12 protein-coding genes are annotated in these 12,708 nt (G+C 44.2%); 6 read left to right on the top strand and 6 right to left on the bottom strand.

From position 1 onward, the window contains the following. The first annotated feature begins 7 nt into the window (after positions 1–7). From FEN17_RS04450 to FEN17_RS04465, 4 genes are all read left to right on the top strand, one after another. Positions 8–319: a TlpA family protein disulfide reductase gene (locus FEN17_RS04450; protein ID WP_229208690.1), complete on the top strand. Its 312-nt coding sequence runs from the start codon at positions 8–10 to the stop codon at positions 317–319. Positions 320–505: 186 nt separating this feature from the next. Beyond that, a complete protein-coding gene (locus tag FEN17_RS04455) occupies positions 506–1,021 on the top strand; it encodes a hypothetical protein (RefSeq protein ID WP_138364078.1) in 516 nt (171 codons plus the stop codon). A gap of 269 nt (positions 1,022–1,290) precedes the next feature. After that, on the top strand, positions 1,291–2,019 hold the full coding sequence (locus FEN17_RS04460) for a hypothetical protein (protein ID WP_138364079.1): 729 nt from the start codon (positions 1,291–1,293) through the stop codon (positions 2,017–2,019). 342 nt (positions 2,020–2,361) lie between these two features. Beyond that, positions 2,362–2,742, top strand: a complete 381-nt coding sequence (locus tag FEN17_RS04465) for a DoxX family protein (RefSeq protein ID WP_138364080.1) — start codon at positions 2,362–2,364, stop codon at positions 2,740–2,742. 57 nt (positions 2,743–2,799) lie between these two features. On the opposite strand, the gene FEN17_RS04470 is transcribed toward FEN17_RS04465, so the two are convergent. Continuing rightward, entirely contained in the window at positions 2,800–6,918 is a 4,119-nt protein-coding gene (locus FEN17_RS04470) for a choice-of-anchor Q domain-containing protein (RefSeq protein WP_138364081.1), read from the bottom strand. A gap of 617 nt (positions 6,919–7,535) precedes the next feature. Continuing rightward, positions 7,536–8,345 (bottom strand): hypothetical protein, encoded by an 810-nt coding sequence (locus FEN17_RS04475; protein ID WP_138364082.1) that lies wholly within the window; start codon positions 8,343–8,345, stop codon positions 7,536–7,538. 78 nt (positions 8,346–8,423) lie between these two features. Between FEN17_RS04475 and FEN17_RS04480 the strand changes: the two genes are divergently transcribed. Both FEN17_RS04480 and FEN17_RS04485 read left to right on the top strand, forming a co-directional pair. Further along, a complete protein-coding gene (locus FEN17_RS04480) occupies positions 8,424–8,834 on the top strand; it encodes a helix-turn-helix domain-containing protein (RefSeq protein ID WP_138364083.1) in 411 nt (136 codons plus the stop codon). A 265-nt stretch (positions 8,835–9,099) separates the two neighbouring features. Further along, positions 9,100–10,767, top strand: a complete 1,668-nt coding sequence (locus FEN17_RS04485) for a hypothetical protein (protein WP_138364084.1) — start codon at positions 9,100–9,102, stop codon at positions 10,765–10,767. A 48-nt stretch (positions 10,768–10,815) separates the two neighbouring features. Here FEN17_RS04485 and FEN17_RS27445 read toward each other — a convergent pair whose 3' ends face one another. The 4 genes from FEN17_RS27445 to FEN17_RS04500 form a co-directional block, all read right to left on the bottom strand. Then, positions 10,816–10,974 carry a hypothetical protein gene (locus FEN17_RS27445; protein WP_205748099.1) on the bottom strand — a complete coding sequence of 53 codons (159 nt, stop codon included), beginning with the start codon at positions 10,972–10,974 and terminating at the stop codon, positions 10,816–10,818. Beyond that, on the bottom strand, positions 10,961–11,545 hold the full coding sequence (locus FEN17_RS04490) for an ATPase (protein WP_138364085.1): 585 nt from the start codon (positions 11,543–11,545) through the stop codon (positions 10,961–10,963). The genes FEN17_RS27445 and FEN17_RS04490 overlap by 14 nt, the downstream gene beginning before the upstream one ends. A 15-nt stretch (positions 11,546–11,560) precedes the next feature. Continuing rightward, on the bottom strand, positions 11,561–12,001 hold the full coding sequence (locus tag FEN17_RS04495) for a helix-turn-helix domain-containing protein (RefSeq protein ID WP_138364086.1): 441 nt from the start codon (positions 11,999–12,001) through the stop codon (positions 11,561–11,563). Between the two features lie 146 nt (positions 12,002–12,147). After that, on the bottom strand, positions 12,148–12,552 hold the full coding sequence (locus FEN17_RS04500) for a DUF1801 domain-containing protein (RefSeq protein WP_138364087.1): 405 nt from the start codon (positions 12,550–12,552) through the stop codon (positions 12,148–12,150). Positions 12,553–12,708 lie beyond the last annotated feature (156 nt).

Below are 12,708 nucleotides of genomic sequence, written 5' to 3' on the forward strand. Positions count from 1 at the left end.
ATGCATTATGGAGTTTCCATTCGAAAATGAACTTGTAGAAACCTTTAAAGATAAGCGCGTTCAAATCATCAGTATTTGCACACGAAGTCCAAAGGGAAAGTGGATGGAAATGATCAACGGCCATGGTCTTAAAACACTCAATCTATACGCCAACTCATCTTGGGGACGAAAGTTAGAGCAGAAATTCGGAATTAATGTTTATCCTCACTATGTGCTTATAGCGCCCGATGGTACTATTGCGGAGAATTTTACCAGTCGTCCTAGTAGTGGGGCTGCTGCTAAAATAAAGGAGATACTTTCCACAACCGATAAGAACTAGCAACAGTCTAGCAAATTGTCTCAAAAAACGTCCGAAACATATGGCTGGTCTAGACAACAGATCCACGCAAAACAGTCGTCTCACGTTCGAGCGTTTTGTGAGACTGATAATATATTACTGTTTCGCCGTTTTATGAGCAGCCGGAGCATACATAAAGGTGCAGTTTTATTAAATTCATGAAAATTTTTGGCAGTAATCATGAGTGTTTATGAGTTAGGTGAAGAAGAAGACAAGCTGCTTCTTAAAATCAACGGCATGGAGGGTACAATCGAAGAAAAGTCAAACCAAATGACAGCTGCAGGGATACTCGATAGGTATAGCCGAATACATAACTGTTATGCAGCTCTTGCTGAATATGACAGTGAAGCTCTAAAACGAGGTTTGTTTCTTCAATGGTATTCTATGGTAGAACCTCCTTTTTTAAGTGGTATACATGTTAACCCACTATCAGAGAAGCGAATCATAGATATCTTAGATCACCGAATTTCTGTAAATGAATTTGATGCTGAACTTCGCTCGATGGTCAGTTACTATTCCGCTTGGAAGTTTGTTTTTGATAGATTTCACGCTTCAAGGAACCTTATGAGGCTGCTCAATAGTCCTCTAACCCACGATGCCGTCATGTGGCAGCTTAGGCACAGTGACTTTGCTGGCCGAGGTCAGATGGGAGAGTATTGGCTGTCGATTATTTCTCTTGACTAACAGCAGACACCCATCGGTGCCCAAAGCCAAAGTTGATTACTAGTTGGTCCTAAGCGCTTTGTCTCAAAAATCGCTCGAACGTGAGACGCTCACCCTAACAACTTACCCTGCTTCAAATTAGTCGCGCCGATCAGACGTTTTTGTGAGACTTCATAAATGTGAAGTAAAACAGATAAATCCTATTTTACCAAAGATATAGCAATGTATCCGTCTATGTATTATGTATAACATAGTACCTTGTATAGTATTTAGTTTGGGAAATTATTTTTATGGAAGACATCTCTATGAACAAAACCGAATTTTGGTTTCCCGGCAGGTGGATAGGTGGCACGTCAATGATAGTCGCGCCAATTTTAATGTTAGTCTCCCAAGTCCTTCTTGTGAAATTCGATTTTTTCTACCCCTATCAGCTGAAAGCGTATTACGACCATCCCAATTTGCTCATAACTGCATACAGCCTGTACCTGGCAGGCAACATTTTGCTTTGGCCGGCAGCCGCAACTATCGCTCGATATGTAGGTCAGAAGGAGCCTATGTTGGGCTTAGTGGGCGGAACCCTGGTGATGTTCGGGTTGTTCGCACGTACTTTTCACTACGGGATAAATCACATGGCATTTCAACTTGTTAATGTGCAAAATCTCCAATCTGCCACGAAGGCTATTGGAGATTCATACGGTGCCTTCCACGTCGTTTCTACCCTATCTGCTGCAATTATGTTCGGCTGGATCATTCTGGCAATGGGCACGTATCGATCCGGAATGTTAAATTTAATCCAATCTATTTGTTTGGGCTTAATGTCGGGCTTGATGCTCGGTGTACTTAAAGGCGCTTCGCCATTCTCAATTATTTGTTCAATAGGACTCTTAATCGCAATGCTTGCATTAGGAAAAAAGGTTTTGACAGACGGGCAAAAGCCTAGCACGAAGAATTTAGTGTTTTGGCCGCTCGCAATTATAGTAATTATCACAGCAATGTATTTATTTGGACAAGCAGGTTAGTAGTTCTTCAACTATCTTATTGCAAAATTGAATAAGTCTCAAATAACCCTCCGATTGTTGCGACTGGTTTGGATGTATTTAATAAGTGGCTACGTGTCTCAGCATCGAGTTTAGAGACGTTTCCCCAAACGCCCGATCTGTGAGAGCCTACTAGCTGTCCGCGAGAACTTTAGCATCTGTCTCAGCTTGGAGCTACTGTGAGATAATCTTCAATGCTGATCCTGGTCATGTAATGTCGGATCCGAGGAGCGATCCGGAAATAAATATAAAAATCTTTTGAGAAACCGCCTGGTTGCGCTTATATTAGCAACCAGATGGTTTCTAATATAAACAGCTGCGGTTATGAAGAATAAAATCCTGTTCGTTTTATGTCTGTTGTCAGGCCTGATGTTCATCAATTCAGGACTTGATAAATTCTTCCATTACATTCCGGTGCCAAAAGATTTGCCAGAAAAGATGGTGAAGGTGGGCGCTGCGTTTGAGGTGATCGGTTGGTTATTACCACTAGTTGGCGCAGTAGAAATTCTGGGTGGATTATTGCTGATATTTCCAAAAACCAGGGCGCTGGGGGCGGTCGTTCTCGTACCTGTATTAGCAGGCATCCTGCTGACCCACATCACCATGGCCCCGGCAGGGCTTCCTGTAGCCATTATTTTGGTCGCGATTATTCTTTGGGTAATGATTGAAAACAGGAAAAAGTATCTGCCCATGATTGACGAATGACTTTCAAACATCAGAAACCTAAGGGTAGAAAGCACAGCTCGCATTAGGTTCAACGGATTAGTCCTTCATAAACCTTTCAACTGTACCGTCAGCGAATTTCAGCATGTACAGGCCACTCGGCAGCGACTTTGTCTGGAGTAGCTGTTTGTTGCTGGTGATCATGACGTTTTGGATGCGCCGGCCTGTTATATCGTAAAGAATAGCTGTTGTTTTTAGCAGCGCATTATTTACCTGGAAAGTGACACTTTCTCCTGCCGGGTTTGGATAAATAGCCACGAAATTGCCTTCGCCAGCAAGAGAAATAATCTTGCTGAATGTAAATGTTCCGTCAATACCGTCCGCGGCCCGATCAGACATTTTCAAACGGTAATAAATCGTGCCTTTGTAACCTGATTCATCCTTGTAACTATATTGATGGTCCCCGCTGCCACTGGCAGCTACCGTCGCTATTTTGACAAATTTCCGGGCATCTCCGCTACGCTGGACCTCGAAATTATCCGTATTCACTTCCGCTGCTGTGCTCCATTCTAGCAAGTTGCTACCCGTTTCTTTGGTTGCTGTAAAGCTGATCAAATTCAGCGGCAGGGCGGACTGAGTTGTCTTTACAAAAAATCCACTGAAACCAGTTACGTCAAAAGTCACTTCCCAATAACTGCCGTCAGCATTCCATTCTACCTTTCCATTCCTTTCCGAGGGTTTGAATGTGGAGACGGGGCCGACGTATGAGTTGGGCAGCCCGGATCCGTCCGTACTGTAACCCGGACGTTTTTCTATGCGCAGGTTCGCTTTGAAATTTTCCGGGTCGGTTGCGTTTAAAGGAAGTTTGGTAGAATTTACTGCATTGAAATCATCGAATTCCTGTTGGGTAAAAAACAGGGTAACTTTCGCGGTGGCGCTGGCCGCATTGTCGCCAGGCGTGATCTGGTAATGTCTTTTCACGAAGTCTTCGGGTTGGGAGTTTGCTACCCACACTTTCGCGGAAATTGGTCCTGATACTGCATTCAGGCCATTCACGACGCCACTCGGATTGATGTAGGCCACTAACCGGCAGTTTGAATTAAAAGAAGTCAGCACATAATCCCTGGTAATGTTGGCGGACGCTTCATCCAGATCAGTCGCCAGCCCGCGGGATGCGCCGCTGAACTCGTAGGCGCCCATATCGACGATGTACTCACGAAGCCTCGACTCATTGTCCAAATCAGTCATAATGTCGGAGAGATCCGGGGTCAGGCCAGATTTGAAATAGTTAAACCCTGCATTCACGGCGGGGCTGCAAGGCCGCAGCCGGTAATCCCCACCGTCAGCATTTACAAAAAGCGGATCAACATTCACAGGAGCAGGCCGGCCTGGGACTGGGTCTTTCTGTACGAGGCTGTACTGGATGTCCAGCCTGGAGCCGGGATCGAAAATACCGGTATTGTTGCCAGACACAATGCTGTTATAAAGTTTGGGAGAAACATTGCCCTCATTGAATATACCGCCTCCCAGACCGGAAGCTTCATTGTCGACGATCGTGCAATTGATCATGCTGGTGACCGAATTGGAAAGGAAAACCCCTCCACCATTACCGCTGGTCATGTTACCGCTGATCAGGCAGTTGATCAGCGTTGGAGATGCATCTGATACCAGGATTCCGCCGCCAACCGAGCCGGACGTGTTGCCACTAAAAGTACAATTGACCAAAACGGGTGAGGAATTGTAAATGTACATACCCGTATACTGGTTATCGCGGATCGTCAAATTGACGTATTTCGGCGAGGATCCGGTGGTGTTTTGGATTGCAGGTCCGTTGTTGACACCTGTAATGGTGAAGCCGTCGAGTACCGCAGCATTGGTAAGTGTAAGACTATTGATCAGCACGCTGGGGCCGTTATTGGCATCAAGGATACTTTTATTGGCAGTAATAGAAAGATCGCGCTGGGTCAGGCTTGTTTCATTTCCGGCAAACCCGCCATAAATTTTCACACCTTCCTTCATGCTGTAACGCGGGCCGGTGCCCGGAGAGTAGGTGCCGCCCGTCACCCAAACCTGCTCGCCGCGGGAAGCAGAATTGATTGCCAGTTGCAAATCTCCGAGCGGACAATCCCAGCTCTTGCCCAAGCCGGTTCCGCCTGGCTTTACATACCAGACACCCGCAATACCTGAAGTTGAGAGTTCGGCCTGGAATTCGTAAGCGCCCAAATCTACTATACCATTGTTATAAAATCGGGCTCTACCCAGCAAATCTTCGGTAACAGCCGACAGGTCAGTAGTTTGACCACTTGCATAGTAGGCGTTGTCGCCCGTGTTGATAGCGGGACTGCACGCCGACAACTGCAAATTTCCTCCGTTCTCGTCAACAAAAAGCGGGTTGGCACTACCTGGCAAATTGTGATGGGTTGGATCGAAGTCATTTGTTCCTGTAACGAGGCTGTACCGAATTTCCGGAACAGAGCCTGCTTCATTCACGATGCCATTTGCATCCCCCGTAACGATACTGTTCCGAATTATGGGAGCAGAATTGGCCACATTGGTGATCCCGATCCTTTCTATCGAAGATGGACTATTGCCACCGATGGTGCAGTTGGTAAGGATCGGTGAAGATGCTGTATTGTAAATGCCATTACCTCCCTGGTTAACAATCGTACAGTTTGCCAAAACCGGAGATGCATTGTCGTTGTTCATGGCAGTACCGCCGCCAGATCGCCCGATGATTAATATATTGACAAACATGGGAGATGAAGCCGTATTTCTGACGACAAATGCGCCGCCCGTCACCGTAAAGCCATTCAGCACGGCCGCGCTCGTAAGTCCGGTGTTCAGGTTACTTACCACAGAGCCAGTCGCATCGCGTCCCGACAAGGTGCTGGCATTGGCAGTAATTGACAAATCACGTCCCGTAAGCGTTGATTCCGTTCCCGCAAAGCCACCATAGATCTTCACTCCTTCCTTCATTTTGAAACTCCGGTTGAAGTTTTCATCCAGCTCAGCGGTGTAAGTGCCGCCGGCTACCCAAACCTGGTCACCGCTTGAGGCCGCATTAATCGTGATCTGCAAACTGCCCGAAGCACAGGCCCAGCTTACTCCCGAGCCTGTTCCGCCTTCTTTTACATACCACACACCTGCAACACCAGCGGGTGTTTCGTTTTGAAATTCATAAGCGCCCATATCTACTACACCATCGTAAAGGCGGCTATGGCTGTCCATATCGGTGGTAATGCCAGATAAATCAGGTGTTTGGCCGCTGGCATAGTAGGAATTGCTGCCCATATTAATCCCGGGGCTGCATGCCAGAAGCCGGAAATTTCCATTTGCTACGTCAACAAAAAGCGGGGTGGCAGTGCCAGTAAAATTATGATGAGTCGGATCGGTGTCATTTAATCCTTTAACCAGGCTATACCGAATAACCGGAACAGAACCTGCTTCATTGACGATGCCATTTTTATTGCCGAAAATGATACTGTTGCGAATTTGCGGAGCAGAATTGGAAACGTTTTCGATCCCGATCCTGTCTATCGAGGATGTGGTTGAACTACCGATGGTGCAGTTGGTAAGGATCGGGGAAGATGCTGTATTGTAAAGACCACTGCCTCCTCTATTGAAAATTGTACAGTTTACCAAAACCGGAGATGCATTGTCGTTGGTCATTGCGGTACCGCCGCCCGAGCGCCCGATGATTAATATATTGACAAACATGGGAGAAGAGGCTGTGTTTCTGACGACAAATGCCCCGCCCGTCAACGTAAAGCCATTCAGCACGGCCGCGCTCGTCAGTCCGTTGTTGAGATTACTTACCACAGAACCAGTAGCATCTGTACCCGACAAGATGCTTGCATTGGCAGTAACTGATAAATCACGTGCCGCAAGCATTAATTCTGTTCCCGCAAAGCCACCATAGACTTCCACCCCTTCCTTCAATTTGAAGCTCCGGTTGAAATTTTGGTCGCGATCGGCAATGTAAGTTCCGCCAGCCACCCACACCTGGTCGCCGCTGCTGCTGGCATTGATCATATTTTGAATGTTGCCGCTTGCGTCATTCCAGCTTGCGCCGGTACCGGTTGCGTCCGGTTTCACATAACGCGTTGCAGCAAAAGCAACAGATGGTAATGAGGTGAGGAGTAAAAGGATAAGAAATGTTCGGGAGAGGACAAAAAATAAGGGTTTTTTGATCTTTGCAGGAAGTAGCGTTAAATACATACGGGAAGTGACAGAGGAGTTTAGAAGCTTTTGTAAAGCTCTGAGTTCCCTGCGAGAAAACCGAAACGTATATCCGTATTTGGCGCTATTTATTTACAACGGTATTCCAAGCATAATACTATCGGTGGCTAGGAAGCAGGTGTCTCATCACATAGTGAAGGAGCAACAGTTGCTTCGATTGTTGCATCCCGGCCCGGTAACACAGCATTTATAGTTTTATTGGCTGGACCCGGATTACGAGGGGATACGCTGATGCTGCTTCAGGGTGAAACAATGAGAAGGGCTGCTGGAATGTCGGAAGAGAATATTCAAAAAACATTGGATCAGGGCTCGGGTCTTTATGACATTGTTCTGAAATCACAGAATCGCGATTCCCTGAAGGCTGAGCTAACCAAATAAGGCTGGTAATAAGCAGGTAAAAGTTAAAGAAATACCTAACCTCAACCACTTTTTTCAGGAATGTGAAACGGGATCGCCGGATGAATATGCAACCATCGATCAAACTTTTTCACCCACGGCGTTATCAGAAATGTCTAGTTGGATATTAAAACAAGTGAATTAGGTAGGTCAAGCTATTTAACGGAAGTTTGGTGAGTAATCCGGTGAGCAACAACAGGTCATTCTACCTTACTTAAAAAATTCACCCCAATTAAATAAGGCATAAGCAGGGTGATAGCCGGGATATAGGACACATAGTTGGCAATCGAAAGCGGCGCGGGGAGGTTGGCAGGCAGCAGGTTTAATAGCGCGCACAAGCAACAGAAGAAAATGTAAACAGAACTGGCAAGCCGACTGAGATGGCCCGATCTGCTTAGCGCATAAGCGAACACGGCTGTGCCTAAGTAGATCAATGTTACTTCTACCATTCTTACAGCAGTGAAGGCGGTGGATACTGTCTGAAGCCAGTCGGGCTTGGAGGGCGCCCCTGGTTGAGAATATTTCACAAATACATTCGTCAGAAAAAATCCCCAGTAAATCATGTTTGTGATGAAAAGGGGAAGTGCTATTACAAACATCGTCTTGCCGACCTTTGCGAAACGCACACCCGGGCCGCTTCTAAGCATATCATACATTCTCAGAAAACCTATAGTGGTGAACGTACCGCTCACGATCAGAATGCAGTATCGCAATTGCTGCTCCCATGCCAGCGCTGCCCATCCCTCGGCAGTTTCAGGCGGCGGGCCCATTCCGGCAAAAACAGAAATAGGCGCCCAGGACATGATTAAGGGCCATGCGATGCCGCGAACAGTCTCACTTTTTGCATCTCCCAGTGCCTTCACAGCCAGGAACATGAGCAGCATGTTCAGGAACCAGCCCGGCAGGTAAACCCAATGGGATTGGTGCCCGAAAACGAAAGCCATCAAAGTCACCATGACGGGAACGGCAAGGAGGAAGATGTAGCTGAGTTTTTGAGTGAAAGTTTTCATTAAAAAACAAACGTCAAGTACATATCAATGTATGAATGGTAAAGGACAATGCAATGACAATCAGCGTTTCTTGTATCGATGATGTCCACTATTTGTTTGACCAGTGCCAGAATTAAGCACCATCATTCATTCAATACTATCCCAATCAAGGTAATGATGGAAAGCTTCGAGAATGTCTCAAATTTGTGTCAGGTAGCAGAAATTGAGCTGATCTACAAATTAGAAGTACAGGCAGGCAAATGGAAAGAGCGCGTAGCCCGCAAAGCCGGGAATCCGAAAGCGCTAGAAAAGTCAAGGATTATTGCAATTAATATTTTAGCCCAACTGCGAAAGCTTGGAATGACCCAAAAGGATTTGGCGGAGAAATTGCAGGAAACACCTCAAACTATTAATTCTTGGGTGAAAGGGAATAGTAATTTTATGATTGAAACGATTGTCAGGATCGAGGAGGTTTTGGGAGTTGAGTTGATTGGGGTTAGGGTAGGGTGATTATGTGTAGGTGAAATTCTACAGAACGACAGGTTATTAAGAGGCGATGATAGAAAGTCAACATATATGTATATTTGTTATACAACCAAAATTCCCTTTCTGTGTTTCAAATAGCGACAGAAGCCGATGTTAAAAATGTTTTTGAAGAGTCATCCAAATTCTTGAAAGTTTATCGAACAAGGCGGGCTATGGGTGGCGATAATTTATCTCATCAACTTTTTTTGATGATGTTGAATTTCAAGTACCCATAAAATTTGGCGTCGCGATGTTCGGTGGAACATCAGTGTCTAACTTAAGTAGGCTTACAGGATTCCAATATTATCATACAGTTCCGCACATCGTTTTTAATGGTGGTGATTATAGTGCAATTCATTTTAGTCGCTTTAAAAGTGAATATATTAAAGGGGCTGAGACATCTGGCGAAACTGCAAACTTACCGAACGAAGCACTTTTGAACATCGAGATTAGAGTGGGCCGGTTCAAAGGGCCTATCCGCTTTACTAATTCTAGAATTGGTAACGTAAAAATTTTGGGCGGGATATTTGAAGAGGTTGTTGCTTTCGAGCGTGGTATCTATGGCAATATAGAAATTTCTGGAGGTGAGTTTAAGAACGGTATCTTTCTAGGAAATAATAATTTATTTCCGAACGAAGTTCCGTTTTTGCCGCCGCCAGGCGGAGTGAAAACGTGGACCTCCACTGTCAGTGGTATTTTTGAAAACTTACGCCTGACATCAAAGAGCGAGATTGAAATAGTACTATCGAATATAGTAGTTAAGAATACATTTCTTGTGGATATTAAGCAAGGTGATGTGGATATTCATGGTTTGCTCTCCCTTGTTAGATCGCAGTATTGTGGTGGGAAGATTTCTGAAAGTTATGGAAATCACAGCATTTTAGAGATAGGTAATACTCGAAATGTTTCCAAGTTGCAATTGTCAGTAGTTAACACAAATACTAATGAATTAACTTTTCTTGGGTTGTTGTCAAGAGAATCAGGTATAAGTTTTAATGTCTGCAAAGTAACTTCGCTAACGTTTAATAGCTTTGTTTCACTAGGGTCCGTGAAGTTTGATCGGCTTTCATTTATCAATTTCAAAAAGGACTTCTTCTCAATTGATTTGGTGCCGAGAGCCCAGGCCTTAAATTCCAGCGAATACTATAACTCAGCATTTCATACTTCAAGCAATCCAGAAATATGGCCACAAGTGTTAGCTAGCTACGAACCAGGCTTGCGGGAGGTGCCTGCAGCAAAACAGATACACGCAAATTCAATATTTACCATAAAGAACTCAGATCTGGGCAAAATGATTTTTCTTCAATGCGACTTCTCTTCGGAAGTGTCATTCGAAAATTCAAAATTGAATGAGATAGCATTGATTGGAAATGACTTTCCGATAAACAGATGGGCAGAGAATACGAATACTAGTCAGCAAAGATTGTTACTATTTCAACTAAAGAAGGTTTATGAGGCCAGTGGGGACAACGATCGGGCGAGGCGACACAGAGCAGCTGAGTTGGAAGCCTACCGTCAGGATTTATCTAGGAGTGATAGGGGCGAAAGATTTACACTCGGATTAAATCAGTGGTCAAATAGTCATGGTGAGAGTTGGACCAAAGCACTTGGTAGAATTTTATTTTATGGCGTCTTATCTTGGCTAACAGTCAGTTTGCCATTTTTTGAAATTGAGGTTGACCCAGCGGAGAATTTCAGAGTTTTTGTCTTGTCACTTTCTTATTTCATTGAATATTTAAACCCTATACACAAGCTTGGATTTGTTAAGGATTTTGCTGAAAACGTAGCGAGAGTGAAAATCGAAAATAAAGTTGAGTATGCTCTTGCTTGGGGAAACGTAATTGATAGTCTTTGGCGAATTTTATCTGCGTATCTAATTTATCAATTGATATTCGCATTTAGAAAGCATAGTAAGTAGATTTGAATTAATTATAGGATCAAGCCATCAATCGTTATTCTTAATGTTTCATTTCTCCCAAGGCTTTATCTTCACAATCTTATTATCCCTCATAACCACAAGCGCACTATCCCTTTGTTTTTTAAACTCTACAACATTGTCAAAAGTCTTTTTGAGACCAAAAATGATTTTGTCGCGTAGTTCGAGCTGTTCTTTAATTGTTGTCATAGGTTTTTCTTAGTTGAGCATATTTACTTGTATCAATAACCTCTAATTCACTGTTTATTGTTTTTTGTGCGACAATTTCCGGAGCTCCGAAAGAATTGTCAAACAGAAATGCACCATGCACAATCGGTAAATAAATGTCAAATAGATTTTTTATCCCTTTAATATATCTGCGCTCAATCACGTCAGGTGGTATGTTATGGCCGCCTTCTGCCACTCTTGTTTTAACACGTTCTTTGGCAAGATCAATATTATCAAGCCAAAAGAAGATCAATGTTGCTGTATAGTCTTTGTTTTTCGCTTCTTCAATTTTCTGCTTATAACTTCTGCTCGACAATGTTGTTTCAAAGGCAAAGCTTTCGTTGTTATTCAGTAATTCATTTACTCTATCCAACATGATTCTTCCTGCCTCAACTGCAACCTTCTCAGGTTGAAACGGCGATATGCCTTTAGCAATTTCATCGGCGTTTACAAATTCCTTACATTCTATAATTTCCGGTAAAATTGTGAAGGAAGCAGAAGTTTTTCCAGCTCCATTACAACCTGCAATAATGTATAAGTTCTTGTTAGACACTATGATATCTATAAACTATACGATATATTTTTTATTTTCCCCAATCAAACGCTCCAAACGCCCCATCATCTCATCCTTCTCCTTCAACATCCGCTCATACAAAGCAATCTTCTCCTCATGAAGCTGAACAATTTTTTCGATAGGATTTATATAAAAGGTGCCCTGGTTAAAGGAGTTATCATTTGAATGATCGTTGTAAGTGTTCGAAATGATATTAATCGCCTGATCCTCATCAAAATTCCGAATTGCCTCAGCAGGAATCTTCAAAATCGCCGCAACCTTCTCCAAAATGTCGTTATCGATCTTCTCTCTCTGTTCAAGTAGAGAGATTTTTTGCTGGTTCCAGTCGTCGCCGAGCTCAAACGCCATGGCGTCTTGCTTAAGTCCGAAAAGTTCCCTGAATCTCTTCAAGTTACGGCCTTCGTGGATCTTCGGGTTGGAGGTAGTATGTGCCATGTGGAAAGGGTGTTTGGTTAAAAAAAGCAATTTATATAAATCTGCCGGGATGTGCCCGAATATCTTACGGCCGGCCCGCGTAGGGATTGCAATGTATAAAACTGGGCGATCATGTTGGAAACAAGCCCCACGTATTGTAGTGAGGTTCAGGAAATGCTCTTCAAAATCCAATCATGAATAATCTTGATTAAGGCGTCCTTGCTCGTCTCAATCGATTCGAGCGTGTTAAAGGTTGCAATAGCCCTGTCATTTTCCTTCCAAAGCAAAAGGTGATTTTCATCTTCGATTAATCGGGCATTTGGTTGTTCTTTGACCTTTGCTCCCCGGTGAAAGATGAGTTGGATTTTGGTCGGTGGCAAGATTTTCATCGTGATCCTATCCTCGCCGCCAATCGAATAGTTGGGGCCATTCCATTTAATGTTTTCGTTAAGCCGGGTGTCCGCTGACAATATAATGGAGCGCAGCGCATCAATTTCGCTCCTGAGCGGATGAGCAAGATCATCCAGAAATTGGGTTACCTCTGTATTATCGGTTAGGTCTTTCGTGTTCATTGGTTTTTAGCATCTGTGATTCACAAAGCTAATGTCTGCTTCATTGACAAGGGTAGGGGATACAAGACAAACGTGCGGGCGGATCGGGACGGTTGTCAGGATAGAAACTACCTGGCACCAAATTAGATAACAGGCTGTTGCTGATACGCGACGAAT

The organism is Dyadobacter luticola, from assembly GCF_005860805.1.
Taxonomy (GTDB): Bacteria; Bacteroidota; Bacteroidia; order Cytophagales; family Spirosomataceae; genus Dyadobacter; species Dyadobacter luticola.

Coding starts and splice junctions, on each gene's coding strand:
- FEN17_RS04480 (WP_138364083.1), top strand. CDS start 8,424: ATGATGTCCACTATTTGTTTGACCAGTGCCAGAATTAAGCACCATCAT.
- FEN17_RS27445 (WP_205748099.1), bottom strand. CDS start 10,974: ATGACAACAATTAAAGAACAGCTCGAACTACGCGACAAAATCATTTTT.
- FEN17_RS04485 (WP_138364084.1), top strand. CDS start 9,100: ATGTTCGGTGGAACATCAGTGTCTAACTTAAGTAGGCTTACAGGATTC.
- FEN17_RS04495 (WP_138364086.1), bottom strand. CDS start 12,001: ATGGCACATACTACCTCCAACCCGAAGATCCACGAAGGCCGTAACTTG.
- FEN17_RS04500 (WP_138364087.1), bottom strand. CDS start 12,552: ATGAACACGAAAGACCTAACCGATAATACAGAGGTAACCCAATTTCTG.
- FEN17_RS04475 (WP_138364082.1), bottom strand. CDS start 8,345: ATGAAAACTTTCACTCAAAAACTCAGCTACATCTTCCTCCTTGCCGTT.
- FEN17_RS04470 (WP_138364081.1), bottom strand. CDS start 6,918: ATGTATTTAACGCTACTTCCTGCAAAGATCAAAAAACCCTTATTTTTT.
- FEN17_RS04450 (WP_229208690.1), top strand. CDS start 8: ATGGAGTTTCCATTCGAAAATGAACTTGTAGAAACCTTTAAAGATAAG.
- FEN17_RS04460 (WP_138364079.1), top strand. CDS start 1,291: ATGGAAGACATCTCTATGAACAAAACCGAATTTTGGTTTCCCGGCAGG.
- FEN17_RS04465 (WP_138364080.1), top strand. CDS start 2,362: ATGAAGAATAAAATCCTGTTCGTTTTATGTCTGTTGTCAGGCCTGATG.